Origin of the sequence: Pseudomonas sp. App30 (assembly GCF_047947025.1) — a bacterium.
Taxonomy (GTDB): Bacteria; Pseudomonadota; Gammaproteobacteria; order Pseudomonadales; family Pseudomonadaceae; genus Aquipseudomonas.
The window spans coordinates 4472648-4493607 of record NZ_CP133165.1; the positions used below are offsets into that span (position 1 = coordinate 4472648).

20 protein-coding genes are annotated in these 20960 nt (G+C 64.1%); 6 read left to right on the top strand and 14 right to left on the bottom strand.

Annotated features, from left to right (window positions below; translation table 11 throughout):
- From RAM80_RS20830 to RAM80_RS20840, 3 genes are all read left to right on the top strand, one after another.
- Complete coding sequence (locus RAM80_RS20830; RefSeq protein WP_416422323.1) at window positions 1-684, top strand: protein glxC; 684 nt, start codon at window positions 1-3, stop codon at window positions 682-684.
- An 11-nt stretch (window positions 685-695) separates the two neighbouring features.
- Window positions 696-2018 carry an FMN-binding glutamate synthase family protein gene (locus RAM80_RS20835; RefSeq protein ID WP_416422324.1) on the top strand — a complete coding sequence of 441 codons (1323 nt, stop codon included), beginning with the start codon at window positions 696-698 and terminating at the stop codon, window positions 2016-2018.
- Window positions 2019-2170: 152 nt separating this feature from the next.
- Complete coding sequence (locus RAM80_RS20840; RefSeq protein WP_416422325.1) at window positions 2171-3493, top strand: ammonium transporter; 1323 nt, start codon at window positions 2171-2173, stop codon at window positions 3491-3493.
- Window positions 3494-4225: 732 nt separating this feature from the next.
- Here RAM80_RS20840 and RAM80_RS20845 read toward each other — a convergent pair.
- Window positions 4226-5044 carry an NAD-dependent epimerase/dehydratase family protein gene (locus tag RAM80_RS20845; protein ID WP_416422326.1) on the bottom strand — a complete coding sequence of 273 codons (819 nt, stop codon included), beginning with the start codon at window positions 5042-5044 and terminating at the stop codon, window positions 4226-4228.
- Window positions 5045-5282: 238 nt separating this feature from the next.
- On the opposite strand from RAM80_RS20845, the gene RAM80_RS20850 reads away from it, so the two are divergent.
- Window positions 5283-6590 carry an MFS transporter gene (locus tag RAM80_RS20850; protein ID WP_416422327.1) on the top strand — a complete coding sequence of 436 codons (1308 nt, stop codon included), beginning with the start codon at window positions 5283-5285 and terminating at the stop codon, window positions 6588-6590.
- A gap of 115 nt (window positions 6591-6705) precedes the next feature.
- Here RAM80_RS20850 and RAM80_RS20855 read toward each other — a convergent pair whose 3' ends face one another.
- Both RAM80_RS20855 and RAM80_RS20860 read right to left on the bottom strand, forming a co-directional pair.
- On the bottom strand, window positions 6706-7743 hold the full coding sequence (locus RAM80_RS20855; RefSeq protein WP_416422328.1) for an LLM class flavin-dependent oxidoreductase: 1038 nt from the start codon (window positions 7741-7743) through the stop codon (window positions 6706-6708).
- Between the two features lie 119 nt (window positions 7744-7862).
- Complete coding sequence (locus RAM80_RS20860) at window positions 7863-8348, bottom strand: flavin reductase family protein (protein ID WP_416422329.1); 486 nt, start codon at window positions 8346-8348, stop codon at window positions 7863-7865.
- A gap of 186 nt (window positions 8349-8534) precedes the next feature.
- Here RAM80_RS20860 and RAM80_RS20865 point away from each other — a divergent pair, with 186 nt between their 5' ends.
- The gene (locus RAM80_RS20865; protein WP_416422330.1) at window positions 8535-9935 is read left to right on the top strand and encodes a purine-cytosine permease family protein; all 1401 of its coding nucleotides are present in this window, start codon (window positions 8535-8537) and stop codon (window positions 9933-9935) included.
- Between the two features lie 154 nt (window positions 9936-10089).
- On the opposite strand, the gene RAM80_RS20870 is transcribed toward RAM80_RS20865, so the two are convergent.
- From RAM80_RS20870 to ribBA, 5 genes are all read right to left on the bottom strand, one after another.
- On the bottom strand, window positions 10090-11241 hold the full coding sequence (locus RAM80_RS20870; RefSeq protein ID WP_416422331.1) for an ABC transporter ATP-binding protein: 1152 nt from the start codon (window positions 11239-11241) through the stop codon (window positions 10090-10092).
- Entirely contained in the window at window positions 11238-12059 is an 822-nt protein-coding gene (locus RAM80_RS20875) for an ABC transporter permease (protein WP_416422332.1), read from the bottom strand. Before RAM80_RS20875 ends, RAM80_RS20870 begins: the two co-directional genes overlap by 4 nt.
- Before the next feature lie 6 nt (window positions 12060-12065).
- A complete protein-coding gene (locus RAM80_RS20880) occupies window positions 12066-13013 on the bottom strand; it encodes an ABC transporter permease (RefSeq protein WP_416422333.1) in 948 nt (315 codons plus the stop codon).
- On the bottom strand, window positions 12998-14023 hold the full coding sequence (locus RAM80_RS20885; RefSeq protein WP_416422334.1) for an ABC transporter substrate-binding protein: 1026 nt from the start codon (window positions 14021-14023) through the stop codon (window positions 12998-13000). Before RAM80_RS20885 ends, RAM80_RS20880 begins: the two co-directional genes overlap by 16 nt.
- Before the next feature lie 314 nt (window positions 14024-14337).
- The gene (ribBA, locus tag RAM80_RS20890; protein ID WP_416422335.1) at window positions 14338-15447 is read right to left on the bottom strand and encodes a bifunctional 3,4-dihydroxy-2-butanone-4-phosphate synthase/GTP cyclohydrolase II; all 1110 of its coding nucleotides are present in this window, start codon (window positions 15445-15447) and stop codon (window positions 14338-14340) included.
- An 83-nt stretch (window positions 15448-15530) separates the two neighbouring features.
- On the opposite strand from ribBA, the gene RAM80_RS20895 reads away from it, so the two are divergent.
- Window positions 15531-15842 (top strand): DUF1330 domain-containing protein, encoded by a 312-nt coding sequence (locus tag RAM80_RS20895; protein WP_416422336.1) that lies wholly within the window; start codon window positions 15531-15533, stop codon window positions 15840-15842.
- Here the strand turns inward: RAM80_RS20895 and RAM80_RS20900 are convergent, their stop codons facing one another.
- The 6 genes from RAM80_RS20900 to RAM80_RS20925 form a co-directional block, all read right to left on the bottom strand.
- Window positions 15843-16406 (bottom strand): NUDIX hydrolase, encoded by a 564-nt coding sequence (locus RAM80_RS20900; protein WP_416422337.1) that lies wholly within the window; start codon window positions 16404-16406, stop codon window positions 15843-15845.
- Window positions 16407-16408: 2 nt separating this feature from the next.
- The gene (locus tag RAM80_RS20905) at window positions 16409-17161 is read right to left on the bottom strand and encodes a GntR family transcriptional regulator (RefSeq protein ID WP_416422338.1); all 753 of its coding nucleotides are present in this window, start codon (window positions 17159-17161) and stop codon (window positions 16409-16411) included.
- Window positions 17162-17378: 217 nt separating this feature from the next.
- Window positions 17379-17864 (bottom strand): flavin reductase family protein, encoded by a 486-nt coding sequence (locus RAM80_RS20910; RefSeq protein ID WP_416422339.1) that lies wholly within the window; start codon window positions 17862-17864, stop codon window positions 17379-17381.
- A gap of 13 nt (window positions 17865-17877) precedes the next feature.
- Complete coding sequence (locus tag RAM80_RS20915) at window positions 17878-19359, bottom strand: aldehyde dehydrogenase (protein WP_416422340.1); 1482 nt, start codon at window positions 19357-19359, stop codon at window positions 17878-17880.
- Window positions 19356-20189, bottom strand: coding sequence for an alpha/beta fold hydrolase (locus RAM80_RS20920; protein WP_416422341.1), 834 nt, complete (start codon window positions 20187-20189; stop codon window positions 19356-19358). The genes RAM80_RS20915 and RAM80_RS20920 overlap by 4 nt, the downstream gene beginning before the upstream one ends.
- 18 nt (window positions 20190-20207) lie before the next feature.
- Window positions 20208-20798, bottom strand: coding sequence for an amino acid synthesis family protein (locus RAM80_RS20925; RefSeq protein WP_416422342.1), 591 nt, complete (start codon window positions 20796-20798; stop codon window positions 20208-20210).
- Between the last annotated feature and the right edge of the window lie 162 nt (window positions 20799-20960).

Genomic DNA, 20960 nt, shown 5'->3' on the forward strand with positions numbered 1-20960 from the left:
ATGAAAACCATCGACCTTTCCACTGCCAGCGTGCGCGACCTCAACCAGGCGCTGCACGACCAGGTCAACAACGTTGAAGACCGTGAGTGGGTGGTGACCCATTCCAACGGCAAGCACAACCTCGCCGTGGGCGTGAACGAGGCGCTGTCCATCGATATCCAGGGCCACGCCGGCTACTACTGCGCGGGCATGAACCAGAAGGCCTCGATCACCGTGCACGGCAACGTCGGCGTCGGCTGCGCCGAGAACATGATGAGCGGCTACGTGCGGGTCAAGGGCAGCGCCTCGCAGGCGGCCGGGGCCACGGCCCATGGCGGCCTGCTGGTGATCGAGGGCGATGCCGGCGCCCGCTGCGGCATTTCCATGAAGGGCGTCGACATTGTCGTCGGCGGCAGCATCGGCCACATGAGCTGCTTCATGGGCCAGGCCGGGCGCCTGGTGGTGTGTGGCGATGCCGGCGATGCGCTGGGCGACTCGCTGTATGAAACCCACATCTATGTGAAGGGCAAGGTCGAGTCCCTGGGCTCGGACTGCATCGAAAAAGAGATGCGCGCCGAGCACCTGGAAGAGCTGCAGGAGCTGCTTAACCGCGCCGGTTTCGCCCACCAGGCCAGCGACTTCAAGCGCTATGGCTCGGCCCGTCAGCTGTACAACTTCAAAGTCGATAACGCGTCCGCGTACTGAGGAGCATTGATATGAGCGAGAAGAACCCTCCGGTGCTGCGCGAGTCCGCCACCTTCGACCGCCTGACCATCCAGGAAATCCAGCGTGCCGCCGAGACCGGCATCTACGACATTCGCGGCGGCGGCACCAAGCGCAAGGTGCCGCATTTCGACGACCTGTTGCTGCTGGGCGCCAGCGTGTCGCGCTACCCGCTGGAAGGCTACCGGGAGAAATGCGGCACCGACGTGATACTGGGCAACCGCTTCGCCAAGAAGCCCATCCACCTGAAGATTCCGGTGACCATCGCCGGCATGAGCTTCGGCGCGCTGTCGGCCAACGCCAAGGAGGCCTTGGGCCGTGGCGCGACCATTGCCGGCACCAGCACCACCACCGGTGACGGCGGCATGACCCCCGAAGAGCGCGGCCAGTCCCAGCACCTGGTGTACCAGTACCTGCCGTCGCGCTACGGAATGAACCCGGACGACCTGCGCAAGGCCGACGCCATCGAGATCGTGCTCGGGCAGGGGGCGAAGCCGGGCGGCGGGGGCATGTTGTTGGGCATGAAAGTCACCGAGCGCGTGGCGGGCATGCGCACGCTGCCCATTGGCGTCGACCAGCGCTCAGCCTGCCGCCATCCGGATTGGACCGGGCCGGATGACCTGGCCATCAAGATTGCCGAGATCCGCGAGATCACCGACTGGGAAAAGCCCATCTACGTCAAAATCGGCGCCAGCCGGCCTTACTACGACGTGAAGCTGGCGGTGAAGGCCGGCGCCGACGTGATCGTGCTGGACGGCATGCAGGGCGGCACCGCCGCGACTCAGGAAGTGTTCATCGAGCACGTGGGCATTCCGATCCTGCCGGCCATTCCGCAAGCGGTACAGGCTTTGCAGGAGATGGGCATGCACCGCAAGGTGCAGCTGATTGTGTCGGGCGGCATCCGCAACGGCGCCGACGTGGCCAAGGCCATGGCCCTGGGTGCCGATGCGGTGGCCATCGGCACCGCCGCGCTGATCGCGCTGGGTGATAACCACCCGCGCCTGGACGAAGAGCTGAAGAAGCTCGGCTCGGCGGCCGGTTTCTACGACGACTGGCAGAACGGCCGCGACCCGGCGGGCATCACCACCCAGGACCCGGAGCTGTCCAAGCGCCTGGACCCGGTGGAAGGCGGGCGCCGCCTGGCCAACTACCTGCGCGTGCTGGTGCTGGAAGCGCAGACCATGGCCCGCGCCTGCGGCAAGTCGCACCTGCACAACCTCGACCCCGAGGACCTGGTGGCGCTGACCGTGGAAGCCGCAGCCATGGCGCGGGTGCCGTTGGCGGGGACCAGTTGGGTGCCCGGCAGCGGGTATTGAGTTGAGCCCGGACGCGGCCTGCGGCCGCTGCTACCCCCGTAGCAGCGGCCGCAGGCCGCGTCAGTGCCCCAAGAAGAGGCCAACAACGCCCGAAGTTTTCCCCACTTAGCTTGCTGCCAGACAACCTTCCATTCCTCGCAGGAGCTTCGAAAATGGTCAACCGTCTACCCGGCATTTCCCTCCTTGCATTAACCCTCTTCTCCACCTTGGCCAACGCCGCCGACACACCTCCCCCGGTGCTCAATCTGGGCAGCAGCGCCTGGATGATCACCGCCGCCGTCCTGGTGCTGTTCATGTGCCTGCCGGGCCTGGCGTTGTTCTACGGCGGCCTGGTGCGGGCGAAAAACATGCTGTCGCTGTTCACCCAGTGCTTCGGCATCGCCGGCGTGGTCGGCGTTTTGTGGGTGATCTACGGCTACAGCATGGTGGTCGACACCACCAACATGGTCGACGGCCAGGTGACCTTCAACAGCTTCGTCGGCGGCCTGAGCCGGGTGTTCCTGGCCGGCATGAACGCTGACAGCATCGTCGGCGACATTCCCGAAGGCGTGTTCGTGACCTTCCAGATGACCTTCGCCATCATCACGCCGGCGCTGATCGCCGGCGCCTTCGCCGAGCGCATGAAGTTCTCGGCGGCGCTGATCTTCATGGCCGTGTGGTTCACCCTGGTCTACGCGCCCATCGCCCACATGGTGTGGGGCGGGGCAGGGGCCTTGATGCACAACTGGGGCACCCTGGACTACGCCGGCGGCACCGCCGTGCACATCAACGCCGGCGTCGCGGCGCTGGCCGCGTGCATCCTGCTGGGCAAGCGCAAGGGTTATCCACATACGCCCATGCCGGCGCACAACCTGAGCTTCACCATGGTCGGCGCGGCCATGCTGTGGGTGGGCTGGTTCGGCTTCAACATCGGTTCGGGCGGTGGCCTCAGCGGCATCTCCGGCATCGTCATGATCAACACCCAGCTGGGCGCCTGCGCCGGCATCATCGGCTGGATGTTTACCGAATGGTTCAAGGCCGGCCGCCCCAGCGCCCTGGGCCTGGCCAGTGGTGCGTTGGCGGGCCTGGTGGGCATCACGCCGGCGTGCGCCTACGTGGGCACTGGCGGCGCCTTGGCCATCGGCCTGCTGTGCGGGGTGGTCTGCTACCTGGGCGCCACCAGCCTGAAACGTCGCTTCGGCTACGACGACAGCCTCGACGTGTTTGGCCTGCACGGCATCGGCGGTATCGTCGGCGCGCTGCTCACCGGCGTGTTCTGCGTGCCGTCACTGGGCGGCTACGTGCCCAACGTCACCATCGCCGGGCAGCTGTGGGCGCAGTTCAAGGGCGTGAGCTTCACCTTCGTGTATTGCTTCGCGGTGAGCTGGATCATCTTGAAGGTGATCAAGGCGGTGATTGGCTTGCGGGCGGATGAAGCTACGGAGGAGTTGGGGCTGGACTTGGGTGAGCATAATGAGAGTGCTTACAACCACTGACATATTCGACGTGACGACTGTCGATTCGGAATTGACTCCGAAGGGGGGCTGATCAAGAATGTCGGCTGAGGGCTCACATAAGAGCAGGGGTACTAGAGCATCAGGCGAATTGGCTCGGTACTGCGGATGTGCGAAACGCGCCAGTTTCGCGGTAGCGGTAACTCAGAGGCTTCGGCCAACCAGTTAGCACGTAACCCAGTTTCTTCGGAAGCTAGCTAAGCGAGCGCTGCGACTACCAGCCCTCCGTATTCAGCAAAAAGGCGCCTTGATGGCGCCTTTTTTCGTGTCAGGCCCTCACTACCGCAACTGCCCGGCCGTTGGTGGCTCGATTTCTATAAGCAGTCACCACGCTATAGAAGACCTCGTCCTCGCTGATCAAGTCTGCAAACGCGGCCAGCACCACACAACCTTCAACCTTTGCCCAGTGTTCCTTGCCTATCAGCGGGTGACAGAAAGCATGATCTTCGTGTTAGTCAACGCCATCGGGGACAAGCAGGGATTGCGGTGATCTGAAGCGAGACAATCGGCGGTCCTTGTACGACTGGATTGCCATTTTGCCGCAGGGATTTGGGTATTCAGGTCCTGACGCTGCCTGGTGTTATTTCTGAACGTTTCCAAGCGTGCACGAACCCCCGTAGCCGCTGCCGTCAGGCTGCGCTGGCCCTCATGACCACTGGGGATATCCGGGGTTCACGCGGGCCAGCGCAGCCTTCGGCAGCGGCAAGGTTTGTCTCAGTTGTCGCCGAATGGACCGGCCGCCACGAACGCGCCACCCTGGTACACCATGGTCGGGTCATCGGCCGGCGGCATCGGCTGCGCTTCCACCTTGGCGCGGAACGGTTCGCTGCTGTCCTTGGGCTGGTAGCCCAAGTGTGCTGCGTAGCGGTTATCCCACCAGTTGGGGGTGTTGTCGGAGGCGCCGTACACCACGGTGTGGCCGATGTCGGCGGTGTACAAACCGCGGGCGATCAGCTGGGTCAAGTCGTCGAAGCTCAGCCAGGTGCTCAGCATGCGGCGGTTCTGCGGTTCGGCGAACGAGGAGCCGATGCGGATGGTCAGGGTCTGGATGCCGTAGCGGTCGAAATAGAAGCTGGCCATGTCTTCGCCATAGCATTTGCTCAGGCCGTAGTAGCTGTCCGGGCGGCGGGCGCTATGGGCGTCCAGCACCTCGGTCTGCTTGTGGAAGCCGATGACGTGGTTGGAACTGGCGAAAATCACCCGCTTCACCCCATGGCGGCGCGCTGCTTCATAAATATGAAACACCCCGCAGATATTGGCGCCCAGGATCTCTTCGAACGGGCGCTCTACCGACACGCCACCAAAATGCACGATGGCATCCACGCCTTCCACCAGGTGGTGCACCGCCTGTTTGTCGGAAAGGTCGCACAGCTGGAATTCTTCCGTCTTGTCATCCACGGCGCCGATGCTGGCGATGTCGGACAGGCGCAGGGTGCGGCAGAAAGGCTTCAGGCGTTGGCGCAGTTCCTTGCCCAGGCCGCCAGCGGCACCGGTCAGCAGCAGGCGGTTGAGGGGTTTGCTTGGGGTGGTCATGGGCGGCTCTGGCCTCTTGTTCATTGTTATGGTGTGAATGTCATCGTACAACTTTGGGCGAATTATTGGGAGCGCAGCCTGTCGCTGTCAATCGACGAAGCGCGGAATCGGCATTGACACCTATTCGCCAGTATCGCTATAAGGTAGTTATACGACAACGTATGACTAAATGTGTCGATAGCGCGACTCCCTCCTGTGGATAACGCTCACCTAACAAAAATACAATCAAGGTGATGTGATGAAGATTAAAGGCATCCGTTGGTGGATGGTGGCCCTGGTCATGGGCGGCCTGATCGTCAACTACCTGGCCCGTAACACCCTGTCGGTCGCAGCGCCCACGATGATGAGCGAACTGACCATCTCCACCGAGCAGTATTCCCACATCGTCGTCGCCTGGCAGATCTGCTACGCGCTGATGCAACCCATTGCCGGTTACATCCTCGATGCCATCGGCACCAAGATGGGCTTCGCGGTGTTCGCCCTCGCCTGGTCGCTGGCCTGCGCCGGCGCCGCCCTGGCAACCGGCTGGCAGAGCCTGGCGTTCCTGCGCGGCCTGCTGGGCCTGACCGAAGCCGCCGGCCTGCCGGCCGGCGTCAAAGCCACCACCGAGTGGTTCCCGGCCAAGGAGCGCTCGGTAGCCATTGGCTGGTTCAACATCGGCTCCTCGGTGGGCGCACTGCTGGCACCGCCATTGGTGGTCTGGGCCATCCTGCACAGCGGCTGGCAGCTGGCGTTCCTGATCGTCGGCGCCGCCGGCATCGTCTGGAGCGTGGGCTGGCTGTTCCTCTACAAGCACCCGCGTGACCAGAAACGCCTGAGCGACGAAGAACGCGAGTACATCCTCAGCGGCCAGGAAGCGCACTTCAAGGAAGAACCCAAGCAGCGCGGCAGCTGGAAAAAGATCGTCGCCAGCCGCAACTTCTACGCCATCGCCTCGGCGCGCATCCTTTCCGAGCCGGCCTGGCAGACCTTCAACGCCTGGATCCCGCTGTACCTGATGACCGAACGGCACATGAACATTAAGGAAATCGCCATGTTCGCCTGGCTGCCGTTCCTGGCCGCTGACCTGGGCTGCGTGCTGGGCGGCTACCTGAGCCCGATCTTCCACCGCTATTGCAAGGTCTCGCTGTTCACCTCGCGCAAAATGGTCATGCTGTTCGGCTGCTCGTGCATGATCGGCCCGGCCTGCATCGGCCTGGTCGACAGCCCCTACATGGCCATCGCCCTGCTGTGCGTAGGTGGCTTCGCCCACCAGACCCTGTCGGGTGCGCTGTACGCCATCACCTCCGACTCCTTCGGCAAGAACGAAGTGGCCACCGCTACCGGTGCCGGCGGCATGTTCGGCTTCCTTGGCGCTGCCGCCTTCACCGCCGTGTTTGGTGTGCTGGTCACTCAGGTTGGCTACAGCCCGTTGTTCGTGGTGCTGGCGATCTTCGACATCATTGCCGCGATCATCGTCTGGACGGTGGCGCGGGAAGTGGTGCGGATCAAGCCGGAGGCGGATGCGCCGGGCGTGGTGCAGGGTGGGGCGGTGGTGGGGTCTTGATTTCCTGAACCCCTGACGACGCGTTCGATGGGGCAACAACAACCTTGTGGGAGCTGGCTTGCCAGCGAGCTTTTAGGGCCTTAACAGCTCGCTGGCAAGCCAGCTCCCACAGGGACTATCGGAACGCCGGCACCACGTGGTCGATGAACAGCTTCAGCGACTTCTTCTTCTCTTCATGGGGCAAGCTGTTGTCACACCAGAAGCTGAACTCATCCACCCCCAGCTCCTGGTAATACTTGATGCGCGCGACGATCTCTTCCGGCGTGCCGATCATGGTGTTCTTGCGGATGTTCTCCAGCTGGAACTCCGGGCGCTCGGCGAATTTTTCTTCCGGGCTTGGGTCGAGGAAGCCGTTCACCGGGGTGGTCTTGTTGCCGAACCAGGCGTCGAAGGTGCGGTAGAAGCGCGAGATGGCCTTGGCGCCGACCTGCCAGCCGTCCGGGTCGTCCTTGGCGTGCACGTGGGTGTGGCGCAGCACCATCAGTTGCGGGCGCGGGATGCTCGGGTTGTTGGCCAGCGCGGCTTCGAACTTGTTCTTCAGGTCCACCACTTCCTCGTCGCCTTTCATCAGCGGCGTGACCATGACGTTGCAGCCATTGGCCACGGCGAAGTTGTGCGAGTCAGGGTCGCGGGCGGCGATCCAGATCGGCGGGGTACGCACTGGTTTCGGCACGCTGGTGGAGGTGGGGAATTTCCAGATCTCGCCGTCGTGGGCGTAGTCGCCTTCCCACAGCTTGCGCACTACCGGCACCATTTCCCGTAGGGCGTTGCCGCCGCTGCTGGCGGGCATGCCGCCGGCCATGCGGTCGAATTCCACCTGGTAGGCGCCGCGGGCCAGGCCCACTTCCATGCGGCCGTTGCTGATGACGTCCAGCAGGGCGCATTCACCGGCTACCCGCAGCGGGTGCCAGAACGGCGCGATGATGGTGCCGGCGCCCAGGTGAATGGTGGTGGTCTTGCCGGCCAGGTACGCCAGCAGCGGCATCGGGCTAGGCGAAATGGTGTATTCCATGGCGTGGTGTTCGCCGATCCAGACAGTGCTGAAGCCGCCTTTTTCGGCCATCAGGGTGAGCTCGGTCAGGTCTTCGAACAGCTGCCGGTGGCTGACTTGCTCATCCCAGCGTTCCATATGCACGAACAGGGAAAACTTCATGACGCGTACCTCGGATCTTTTGTTTTTGGCCCGCCGAAAGCGGGCCTGATGCTGTGGGAGCGCCAAGGCGCTGCGGTCGTATTATTGGTATACCATAATACCAATAATCTGCAATGTCTTTATGCGAAGGCGGGCAGCGCACCCATCTTGCCGCGGCAGTACACCAGCGGGGTTGGGCCCTGTTCAGGGACCACCAGGTTCTTCACCGCGCCGACCATGATGGCGTGGTCGCCGCCTTCGTATTCGCGCCACAGTTCGCACTCGATGATGGCCACGGCGCCCTTGAGCAGCGGGTTGCCCAACTCGCTCAGGGTCCACTCAAGGCCGGCGGCCTTGTCCTTGCCCTTGCGCGCGAAGGCGTAGGCTTCGGCCTGCTGCTGGCCCGACAGCAGGTGAATGGCGAAGCGCTTGTTCTTGATCAGCACGGGGTAGGAGTCGGAGCTGTAGTTGGGGCAGAACAGCACCAGCGCCGGGTCCATGGACAGCGAGCTGAAGGCACTGGCGGTGAGGCCCACGACCTGGCCGTCGTCGTCCAGGGTGGTGATCACGGTCACGCCCGAAGGGAAGGAGCCCATGACGTTTTTGTAGACGGTGGCGTCGATCATTTGGTGTTCCTCGGTAGGCAGCGGCTGAATTGGTTTTATGCCACTTTGTTGTCTGATGGTATGCCAAGTTTTCGCTTGTGGAAAGCTTGGAATACCATAATATGGTCTTCGTTCTGAAGGCCGTCGATGAACGGCCCCCGAATTGCATTTCCATACAAAGACAAGAACAGAGAATCGAGTGCATCCATGTCCCAGAAGACCGAACAGACGCAACTGATCGAAAACCATACGGTGGATTACGTGCCGTTAGCTGAGCGCCATGGGAAGGCGCGCGATCTCTTTACCTTGTGGTTCAGCACCAACATCGCTCCCCTGCCGATCGTGACCGGGGCCATGGTGGTGCAGGTGTTCCACCTCAATTTGCTGTGGGGGCTGATCGCGATCGTCCTTGGCCACATGATCGGCGGGGTGGTGATTGCCCTGGCCTCGGCCCAGGGCCCGCGCATGGGCATACCGCAGATGGTGCAAAGCCGCGGCCAGTTCGGGCGCTACGGCGCGCTGCTGATCGTGTTCTTCGCGGCGATTATCTACGTGGGCTTCTTCATCTCCAATATCGTCCTGGCAGGTGAATCGATTCACGGCATCGTCAATGCCGTGCCGCTGCCCGCCGGCATTGTCATCGGCGCCCTGAGCGCGACCGCCATCGGTGTGATCGGCTACCGCTTTATCCACACCCTCAACCGCATCGGCACCTGGGTGATGGGCAGCGCACTGCTGGCCGGCTTCGTGATGATCTTCAGCCACGACCTGCCGCTGGACTTCTTCAGCCGTGGCGCCTTCAACCTGTCGGGCTTCCTGGCCACGGTGTCGCTGGGCATCATCTGGCAGATCAGCTTCTCGCCCTACGTGTCGGACTATTCGCGCTACCTGCCGGCGGATATCGGCATTGCCCGGCCGTTCCTGGCCACCTACGCCGGTGCCTGCCTGGGCACCATTCTGTCGTTCAGCTTTGGCGCGGTGGCGGTGCTGGCAACCCCCGAAGGCACCGAGGCGATGGCGGCGGTGAAGCAGGCCACCGGTGGCCTGGGGCCGATATTGATGGTGCTGTTCCTGCTGAACATCATCAGCCACAACGCCCTGAACCTGTACGGCGCCACGCTTTCCATCGTTACCTCGATCCAGACCTTTGCCGGCAACTGGACGCCGAGCATCAAGGTGCGCGTGCTGCTGTCGGCCGTGGTGCTGGCGGGCTGCTGCTTCATGGCGCTGGGCGCTTCGTCGCACTTCATCTCGCACTTCATCGGGTTGATCCTGGCGCTGTTGCTGGTGCTGGTGCCGTGGGCGTCGATCAACCTGATCGACTTTTACCTGATCAAGCGCGGCAGCTATGACATTGCCTCGATTTTCGCCGCCGATGGTGGCGTATATGGGCGGTTTAACCCCCATGCGATCGTGGCGTATTTCATTGGCATCCTGGTGCAGTTGCCGTTCGCCAATACCTCGCTGTATGTGGGGCCGTGGGCGAACGTGATCGATGGGGTGGACCTGTCGTGGCTGGTGGGGTTGCTGGTGACTTGCCCGCTGTACTGGTGCCTGGCCACCCGCGGCCATCAAGCCCAAGCCGCAAAGCTTGCGTATAGCGAATGACCCATGGGCGTTGCTCCCTCTGACGCCATCGCGGCCAAGGCCGGCTCCTACATAGTCCGAGGTAGGAGCCGGCCTTGGCCGCGATGCAGGCAACGCGATTCCGGCATGAAAAAAGGCGCCTGTTGAGGCGCCTTTTTTGTGGGTGGGATCAGGCTCAGTGCGCGCCGGCCGCCTTGTTCAGGTCGCCTTCGGCCCACTCGGTGTACACGCACGCATCGGCCGTGGCCCAGCGCACTCGCACCGGGTCACCGGCTTTCAGCGGCATGCCCGCGGCGCTCAGGGCCTTCACGGTCATGGCGGTGCCGCCGGCGGTGATCACGCTGCAGGTCTGGCTTTCGCCCAGGAACAACACCTCGGTGACTTTCGCCGCCACCTCGTTCCAGCCCGCCTGCAACGGCTCGCTGGCCGCCTGGGCCACGCTCAGGGCCAGGGCTTTCTCCGGGCGCACCATCAGCAGCACGTCCTGGTCGGTGCGCAGGTTGGCCGTGAGGCGAATCGACAGCGGTTGGTTTTCGAAGGTCGCGGCGGCGTTGCCCTGGGCCTTGAGCTTGAGGAAGTTGGAATTGCCGAGGAACGAGGCCACGAAGGCGTTCGGCGGGTTCTGGTAGAGGTCGTAGCCGGTGCCCAGGCCGACGATCTTGCCGTGGCTGAAGATGGCGATGCGCTGGGACAGGCGCATGGCCTCTTCCTGGTCGTGGGTGACGTAGACGATGGTGATGCCCAGCCGGCGGTGCAGCTGGCGCAGTTCGTCCTGCAGGTCTTCACGCAGCTTCTTGTCCAGCGCGCCGAGCGGCTCGTCCATCAGCAGGATGCGCGGTTCGTACACCAGCGCGCGGGCGATGGCCACCCGTTGCTGCTGGCCGCCGGACATCTGCGACGGGCGCCGGTGGGCGAAGGCTTCCAGCTGCACCAGCTTGAGCATGGCGTCGACGCGCTTCTTCACCTCGTCCGCCGAGTGCTTGCGGATGCTCAGCGGGAAGCCGATGTTGTCGCGTACAGAGAGGTGCGGGAACAGCGAATAACGTTGGAACACCATGCCGATGTCGCGCTTGTGCGGCGGCACGTTGACCAGCGACTGGCCGCTGACCAGGATCTCGCCACTGCTGGGGGTCTCGAAGCCGGCCAGCATCGACAAGGTGGTGCTCTTGCCCGAGCCGCTGGAGCCCAGGAAGGTGAGGAATTCGCCGTCCTGGATGTCCAGGGAAATGTTATCCACAGCGGCGAAGTCGCCGTAGTGCTTGTTCAGGTTGCGCAGGCTGACCAGGGTTTTGCCTGGCTGGGCGGTTTCGTTGATCACGGCACTCATTTGACTACTCCCAGACGCATTTCATTGCGCCGACGCAGGGCGGCGGCGATGACCATCACCATGACTGACAGGGCGATCAGCAGCGTCGAGGCGACGGCGATCACCGGGGTCAGGTCCTGGCGCAGGGTGGTCCACATTTTTACCGGCAGGGTTTGCAGGGTAGGGCTGGCCATCATCACGCTCAGCACCACTTCATCCCACGACACCAGGAAGGCGAACAGGCCGCCGGCCACCATGCCCGGGCGGATGCCGGGGAAGGTCACCTTGAAGATCGCCTGCAAGCGCGAGGCGCCGCAGATCACCGCGGCGTCCTCGATGGACTGGTCGAACAGCTTCAGCGAATTGATGATGGAAATGATGGTGAACGGCAGCGCCACGATCACGTGGCTGACCACGAAGGCGAACAGCGTGCCGGTGTAGCCCAGCTTCAGGAACAGCGCGTACACCGCCACGGCGATGATCACCAACGGCACGATCATCGGCAGGGTGAACAGCCCGTAGAGCATTTCCCGGCCGGGGAACTTGCCGCGCACCAGCGCGAAAGCGGTGGGCAGGCCCAGGGCCACGGCGAAGAAGGTGGTGAGTACCGCCACCTTCAGGCTCGACACGGCGGCGTCCATCCAGTCGGCGTTGGAGAAGAACTGCACGTACCACTTCAGCGTCCACCCCGGTGGCGGGAACACCAGCCACTGGGACGAGCCGAACGACAGCAGCACGATGAACACGATGGGCAGCAACAGGAACAGCGCGATGATGCCCGTGGTGGTGTACAGGCCGACACGCAGGCGCGTGCTCATGGCATTGGGGGTCAGCAGCATGTCGGTTTACCTCGCGTTGCTGGAGCCGACCGGGCTTTCCGGTTGCAGCTTCAGGTAGAAGTAGAACAGCACCAGGGTGATGACGATCAACAGCGCCGCCGCCGCGCTGGCCAGGCCCCAGTTGAGGAACGACTGCACCTGCTGGACGATGAACTCGGGCAGCATCATGTTCTGCGCGCCGCCTAGCAGCGCCGGCGTCACGTAGTACCCCAGGGACATCACGAACACCATCAAGGCCCCGGAGAACAGCCCCGAGCGGCACAGCGGCAGGAACACCTTGAAGAAGTTGGTCCACGGGCTGGCGCCGCAGATGGCCCCGGCCTGCAGCACCATCGGGTCGATGGCCTGCATGGTGGCCTGCAACGGCAGCACGATGAACGGGATCATGATGTAGCTCATGCCGATGACCACGCCGGTGAGGTTATGCACCATCTCCAGCGGCTGGTCGATGATGCCCATGGCCATCAGCGCCTTGTTGATCACCCCGCTGGCCTGCAACAGCACCAGCCAGGAGTAGGTGCGCGCCAACAGGCTGGTCCACATCGACAGCAGCACGATGTTCAGCAGCCAGCGCCCCCAGCCGCGCGGCACCAGGGTAATCACCCAGGCCAGCGGGAAGCCCAGCAGCACGCTGAACAGGGTCACCAGGCCGGCCACCGAGAAGGTGTTGAACAGCACCCGGGCGTAGGCCGAGTTGGCGAACAGCTCCTGGTAGTTGCCCAGGCCCGGCACCGGTTCCAGCACGCCACGCAGCAGCAGGCCGATCAGCGGCGCGAAGAAGAACAGGCCCAGGAACAGCAGGGCCGGCAGCAGGTTGCGGCTGCCGCGCCAGCGTTGGGCCAGGGTCGGTGTGTTCATGGCAGGTGCCTTGCCGTGGGTGGCGCCGGCAGCGCTGGGGGCGCTGCCGGTGCCGTGACGGTGGGAAGCCGCCGTCATCTTCATTTGACCAGCCATTCGTTCCACCGTGTCGCAATAGCCGGGCCGTTTTTGGCCCAGTAGGCGAAGTCGAGGGTGATCTGATCCTTAGCGTAGGCAGTGGGCAGGTTGGGCGCGAGTTCAGGCTTGAGCAGGCTCACGCTGTCCTTGTTCACCGGGGCGTAGGCGGTGAGGTTGGCGAAGTCCGCCTGGCCCTTGGCCGAGCTGGAATTGGCCAGGAACTTCATCGCTGCGTCCTTGTTTTTCGAGCCCTTGGGAATGACCAGGAAGTCGGCCATGACCAGGTTCTGTTTCCAGCTCACGCCCACCGGCGCGCCGTCCTGTTGCAGGGCGTAGACGCGGCCGTTCCAGAACTGGCCGAGGCTGGCTTCACCCGAGGCCAGCAGCTGCTGCGACTGCGCGCCGCCGCCCCACCAGACGATGTCTTTCTTGATGGTGTCGAGTTTCTTGAAGGCGCGGTCCAGGTCCAGCGGGTAGAGCTTGTCGGCAGGCACGCCGTCGGCCAGGAGGGCCAACTCGAGCACGCCGGGGCTCGGCCATTTGTACAGGGCGCGCTTGCCGGGGTAGGTCTTGGTGTCGAACAGGGCGGTCCAGTCCTGGGGCTTGCCGGCGCCCAGCTTGCCTTCGTTGTAGCCCAGCACGAAGGAGAAGTAGAACGAGCCCACGCCGTGGTCGCCGACGAAGCGCGGGTCGAGCTTGTCGCGGTCGATCACCTTGAAGTCCAGCGGTTCGAGCAGGCCTTCGGCGGCGGCGCGTAGGGCGAAGTCCGCTTCCACGTCCACCACGTCCCATTGCACGTTGCCGCTGTCGACCATGGCCTTGAGCTTGCCGTAGTCGGTGGGGCCGTCCTGCACCACCTTGATGTTGGCGGCCTTGCTGAAGGGCTCGGCCCAGGCGGCTTTCTGCGCGTCCTGGGTGCTGCCACCCCAGCTGACGAAACTCATGCTGTCGGCGGCAAATGCAACGCTTGTGGATAAGGCCAGAATGCCGGCGGCGAACACCGCGGTAGCACCTTTGTTGAACACCATTTGTACGCCCTCATTTGTTGTGTTTTGAGCGGGCTGTAGCAACGCCCGCCTTTCGGGAGCAGTGGGTCCAGGGGGACCTGGTAATGGTCGACCGCGTCAGGGCTTGTTGTTTGTGCTGTCCCTGGCGGGCGCACCTGACACATTCTTTCGGTCTACTGGAATATCATATTATGGTATTCCAAGATTTGTACAAGAGTTTCGCCTTACCGGCTATCTGCGGATGGGGACTTCACACGGTAGAAAATGTGGGAGCTGGCTTGCCAGCGAGTTTTTGGGGCGCCGAAAAGCTCGCTGGCAAGCCAGCTCCCACAGGGTCAGAGGGTAAACGGAATGCTTTCCACCACCTCCAGGTCATAGCCCGTCAGCCCCGCATACTTCAGCGGCGGCCCCAGGTGGCGCAGCTTGCCTACGCCAATGTCCTGCAGGATCTGTGCGCCGGTGCCCACCTCGGAATAGATCCGCGACTGCGAGCGGCTGTACTGCCGCGGTGGCTGGGTGAGCTGCGGCACGCGTTCCAGCAACGCCTGGGACGATTCATGGTTGGCCAGCACCACCACCACGCCGCGGCCTTCCTCGGCCACCCGTTGCAGGGCGGCCCACAGGGTCCAGTTGCTGGGGCCGCTGTACTCGGCGCCGACCAGGTCGCGCAGCGGGTCGATCACGTGCACGCGCACCAGGGTAGGGTCGTCGCGGCGGATGTCGCCCATCACCATGGCCATGTGCACGCCGCCTTCGATGCGGTCTTCGTAGGTGACCAGGCGGAAGGTGCCGTGCACCGTGGGCAGGTCGCGCTCGCCGTTGCGCACGATGGTGTGCTCGGTGCTCAGGCGGTAGTGGATCAGGTCGGCGATGGTGCCGATCTTGATGCCGTGCTTGCGCGCGAACACTTCCAGGTCCGGGCGGCGGGCCATGGTGCCGTCGTCGTTCATCACTTCGACGATCACCGCTGCCGGGGTGAAGCCGGCCAGGCGCGCCAGGTCGCAGCCGGCCTCGGTGTGCCCGGCGCGGGTCAGCACGCCGCCTTCGCGGGCGCGCAGGGGGAAGATATGCCCCGGCTGGACGATGTCGTTGGCGGTGGCGCCAGCAGCCACGGCGGCCTGCACTGTGCGTGCGCGGTCGGCGGCGCTGATACCGGTCGTCACCCCGGTGGCGGCCTCGATGGACACGGTAAAGGCAGTGGCGAACACGCTGCCGTTGGCCGGCACCATCTGCTCAAGACCAAGGCGTTGGCAGTGTTCGTCGGTCAGCGTCAGGCAGATCAGGCCACGGGCTTCGCGGGCCATGAAACTGATGTCGGCGGCGGTGCAACGGTCGGCTGCCAGCAGCAGGTCGCCTTCGTTTTCTCTATCCTCATCGTCGACCAGCAACACCATCTTGCCCTGACGGAAGTCCTCGATGATTTCTTCGGTGCTATTGAAGGCCATGTGTTGTCTCACTATGACTGGCAGGCTGTAACGTTATTCTGGTATACCATAATACAACTTGAGTCGAAACTGTCGAGGTAGTAATGAAGGCTTACTGGATCGCCCAGGTCGATGTCACCGACCCCGAGCAATACGTCGAATACACCCAGCGCGCGCCCACGGCTTTCGCCCTGTACGGGGCCAAGTTCCTGGCGCGTGGCGGGCGCAGCATTGCCATGGAAGGGCGCGAGACGCCGCAGCGCAGCGTGGTCATCGAGTTTCCCTCGTACCAGCACGCGATCGACTGCTACAACTCGCCGGAATACCAGCAGGCCAAGGCCCACCGCCAAGGGGTGGCCACGGCTGAAATCATCATAGTCGAGGGGTACCCGCTGGGGGACGACGACGCTGTGTAGTCAGCGGATGAAGTGGATCTTGCCGCTGTCGTCGTTGCCCATGTAGATGCCGTAGACCCCGGCCTGGCGTTCCTCGATATAGCGTTCGAGGATCTGCCGGATGGCCGGGTAGTAGATGGCGTCCCAGGGAATTTCGTCCGGGGCGAAGAAGCGGTAGTCGAGGGTTTCCGGGCCGAAGGCGCCGGTGATCTCCACGGCGATGGCGCGGAAGATGATGTACACCTCGCTGATGCGCGGCACGCTGAAGATGGAGTAGGGCGAGACGATGTCGGCGCGCACGCCGGTCTCTTCCCACACCTCGCGCACGGCTGCCTGCTCGGTGGTTTCGCCGGCTTCCATGAAGCCTGCGGGCAGCGTCCAGGTGCCGGGGCGCGGCGGGATGGCGCGCTGGCACAGCAGGTACTTGCCGTCCTGCTCGATGATGCAGCCGGCGATGATCTTGGGGTTGATGTAGTGGATGTAGCCACAGCCCGTGCACATCAGCCGTTCATGGGTGTCGCCGGCGGGCACCTGGTTGGCCAGGCTGGCGGCGCCGCATTGCGGGCAGAAGCGCGGGCTGGGCATGATCAACTCCCTATGCGGGGTTCTTTCTGGACGATGGGGGTGGCGATGTCACGCAGCTTGCTGGTGTCGTTCTGCTTCAGGCGCAGGTAGTCCAGGGCCACCTTGGCAGCAGCACGCACGTGGTCCACCGAGGCCTGGTGGGCGGCCAGCGGGTCGCCGCTCTTGATGGCGGCGACGATGCGCTCCATCTCTTCATTGGACGCGCCGCGGCGGTTTTCCTGGGACACCGAGGTGGCACGCAGGTAGCTGATGCGCGCCTGCAACTGGCGCAGCTGGGTGGCGGCGATGTGGTTGCCCGAGCCTTCCAGCAGCACGTCGTAGAAGCCTTGCACCGAGTCCAGCACCTGGGTCAGCTCGCCTTCGTTGAGGGCCTTGCGGTTCTCGTCCAGGGCTTTTTCCAGGGCGCGGATGTCCTTGGCCTTGGCGTTCAGGGTGAACAGCTGCACGATCAGGCCTTCGAGCACGCAGCGCAGCTCGTAGATGTCGCGGGCGTCTTCCAGGGTGATGATGGCCACGCGCGGGCCCTTGGCGTCGGCGAATTCCACCAGGCCTTCGGATTCCAGGTGGCGCAGGGCTTCACGCACCGAGGTGCGGCTCACGCCCAGGCGTTCGCACAGGTCGCGCTCCACCAGGCGGTCGCCGGGCAGCAGCTGGAAATTCATGATGGCGCTGCGCAGTTTATCCAGCACGATTTCGCGCAGGGTGACCGGGTTGCGATTGACCTTGAAGCTGTCGTCGAGGGGCAGGCGTTTCATCGGGTCCGCTCTGATTAGTTGTGGGGGTACCTCAGGGCCGGAATGCGGGCCGGACAAGGGCCGAAAATCATGGGCGAGTTTACCATGCGAATGCCACGCAACGTAGCCGCTGCCGTTAGGCTGCGCTGGCCGGGTGCCTCGCTGGAGATCTCGAGTGAACGTGAGGGCCAGCGCAGCCTGGCGGCAGCGGCTACGGGTTGTGCGATCGCCACAAGAGTCAGGTGATAGTAGGCAACGCCCCCAATTTACCCTTGTGGTACACCATCGGCGTCACCGGCTCGGTGGGCAGGATCAGGTTCTTCACCTGGCCAACGATGATGGCGTGGTCGCCGCCGTCGTATTCACGCCACAGCTCGCACTCGATGATCGCCGTGGCCTTGGCCAGCAGCGGGTTGCCCAGTTCGCTCAGGTGCCACTCGATGCCGGCGGCCTTGTCCTTGCCCTTGCCGGCGAAGGCGTAGGCCTCGGCCTTCTGGTCGGCCGACAGCAGGTGGATGGCGAAGCGCTTGCTGTCGCGCAGCACCGGGTAGGTGTCGGAGGCGTAGTTGGGGCAGAACAGCACCAGTGCCGGGTCGATGGACAGGGCGCTGAAGGCGCTGGCGGTGATGCCGACGATGCCGCCGTCCGGGCCCAGGGTGGTGACCACCGTGACCCCGGAGGGGAAGGACGCCATTACTTCTTTGTAGATGCCGGGTTCGATCATGGCAGCGGGTCTCTTAACGCATCACGAAGGGGTCAGGCATGGGCGCCTGGGAGAGGTTGATCCATACCGTTTTCAGCTCGGTATAGGCCAGCACCGAATCGATGCCGCTCTCGCGGCCGTAGCCGCTGTTCTTGAAGCCGCCGATGGGCGCCATGGCCGACACCGCGCGGTAGGTGTTGACCCAGATGATGCCCGAACGCACGTCGCGGGCCAAACGGTGGGCTCGGCCCAGGTCGCGGGTCCAGATGCCGGCGGCCAGGCCGAACTGCGAGTCGTTGGCAATCGCCAGCGCCTGGGCCTCGTCCTTGAAGCGGATGACCGAGGCCACCGGACCGAAGACTTCTTCCTGCATGATCTTCATCGAGTTGCTGTCGCATTCGAACAACGTCGGCTCGTAATACCAGCCGTCGCTGCCGGTGTCGGCGCGCTTGCCGCCGGTGCGCAGGGTGGCGCCTTCGGCGATGGCTGCGGCCACCAGGCCTTCCACCACGGCCAGCTGCTGCGCGGTGGCCATGGGGCCCATCTCGCTGGTCTCGTCCTGCGGGTTGCCGATGCGAATGCGCTGGGCGCGTTCCACCAGGCGGGCGACGAATTCGTCGTAGATCTCGTCCTGCACCAGCAGGCGCGAGCCGGACACGCAGCTTTGGCCCGAAGCGGCATAGATGCCGGCCACGGCGCCGTTGATGGCGCTGTCCAGGTCGGCGTCGGCGAAGATGATGTTCGGCGACTTGCCGCCCAGCTCCAGCGACAGCTTGGCGAAGTTCTCGGCGCTGCTGCGCACCACATGGCGGGCCGTGGCGGCGCCACCGGTGAAGGCGACTTTGCGCACCAGCGGGTGGCGGGTCAGCGCCGCGCCGGTGCTGGGACCGTAGCCGGTGACCACGTTGACCACGCCCGGCGGGATGCCGGCTTCCAGCGCCAGGCGCGCCAGCTGCAGGATGGTCGCCGAGGCGTGTTCCGACGGCTTGAGCACGATGGTGTTGCCGGCGGCCAGCGCCGGGGCCAGCTTGATGGCGGTGAGGTACAGCGGGCTGTTCCACGGAATGATGCCGGCCACCACGCCCATGGGCTCGTGTACGGTGTAGGCAAACAGGTCGGGCTTGTCCAGCGGCAGGGTGCCGCCTTCCAGCTTGTCGGCAAGGCCGGCGGTGTAGTGGAAGAACTCCGGCAGGTAGCCCACCTGGCCGCGGGTCTCGCGGATCAGCTTGCCGTTGTCGCGGCTTTCCAGCTGCGCCAGTTGCTCCTTGTTCTCGGCAATCAGGTCGCCCAGGCGGCGCAGCAGCTTGCCCCGCGCGGTAGCGGTCAGGCCACGCCAGGCCGGGCTTTCAAAGGCTGTTTGCGCCGCTTGCACAGCGCGCTCCACATCGGCCTCGTCGGCGTCGGGCAACTGCGCCCAGGCTTGGGCGGTGGCCGGGTTGAGGCTTTCGAAGGTCTTGCCGGACAGGGCATCGACCCATTGGCCATCGATGCACATCTGAAAACGTTCGAGCGTCATGCAACTATCCCCTTGGCTGGGTTCTGGGTAACGAGCGCGTGGGCGAGGAAGTCCAGCAGCACCTGGTTGACCAGGCGCGGCGACTCTACCGGCATCATATGCCGTTGTTCGTCCAGCACGGCAACCTGCGCGCCGGGAATGCGCTCGGCCAGTTGGCGGGCCATCAGCGGCGTGGAGCCGGGGTCCAGCTCGCCGGTGGCGATCAGCGTCGGCACCTGGATGTTGGCCAGGTCGTCGGCGCGGTACATGTCCTGGGTGGCGAACAGTTCGTAGGTGGTGAGGTAGCCCTGGGGGTCATTGCTGGCCAGGGTCTGGCGGATGGCGGCGATCTGCGCCGGGTTGGCCGCCTGGTACTCGCGGCTGAACCAGCGCGACAGGGCCGCCTCGGCGTTGGCGTCCGGGCCGTGTTCGGCAGCCTGGGCGGTGCGCGCGATCACCCCGGCACGCTGTTCGGCGCTGCGGTTGAACACGCTGTTGAGCACCACCAGCCCCGACAAGCGGGTGGGGTGGTGCAGGGCAAAGGCGCGGGCCACCAGGCCACCCATCGAGAAGCCGATGACGATGGCCTGGGGGATCTGCAGGTGGTCGAGCAGTTCCAGCAATTGATCGGCATAGCCGCCCAACGGCGTACCGCTGGCCGGGCGCGGGCTGGCGCCGTGGCCCAGCATGTCGTAGGCGATGACACTGTAATGCGGCGCCAGGCCGACAATCTGCCCGCCCCACATTTCTTTGTTCAGGCCCACGCCGTGAATCAGTATCACCGGGTGGCCTTGGCCGGTCGCCAGGTAACTGGTGCCGGCCGGGGTAGTTTCAGCGGTAGGCCGAATCATGGAACGCTCCTGCAAGCCTTAATTGTTTTTTTCAGCGGCCAGTTCTTCGAGGTCGATGTAGCGGTTGCCGATGCGCGGGTGCAGGCGGCCACCGTTGGCGGCGCCCAGCACCACCACGATCTCGTCGGCGCGCGGGGCGTCTTCGATCTGCATTTCCAGGGTGATGTAGTGCGAGCGCAGGCCTTCGTCATCCTTGTGCATCATCGGGATCTGGATGGAGGTGCCCGGGCCGCCGCGCTTGTTGGTGAAGCTCAGGTAGCTCTTGGCCTTCACCGCTTCGCGGTAGTGGTTGCCGAAGCGCAGGGTGTGGATAACCGCGGAGGCGTGTTCAATCTCGCCATCGGCGCCCACCACGGCAGCCTTGCCGTAGGCCTCGATCTTGTCGGCGCCACCGATGGCAGCGGTCAGGCGCTCGACCATCAACGCGCCCAGCTCGGAGCAGTTGGCCTTGATCACCGGCTTCAGGTCTTCGACGAAACCGTTGCCCACCCAGGGGTTCTTGATCACCACGGCCAGGCCGACCATGGTCACGGGCTTGTCAGTGGCCTTGCCGCCTTCGATGAGGGTTTCCTCGGTGTAGCTGACGATCTTGCGGATTTCGAAACTCATGGCCTGCTCCATTTTAGGGATGGGATTGGTGTTGTTGTATGATGGTATACCATAATATTCTGCGTGCAAGCCCCTTTGTGCAAGGTGGGGGCAGGGCGGGGCGACAAAAGGTATTCGGTATGCCAGAAGATGACATTCCAAGAATCATAGCGCAGGAGGCGG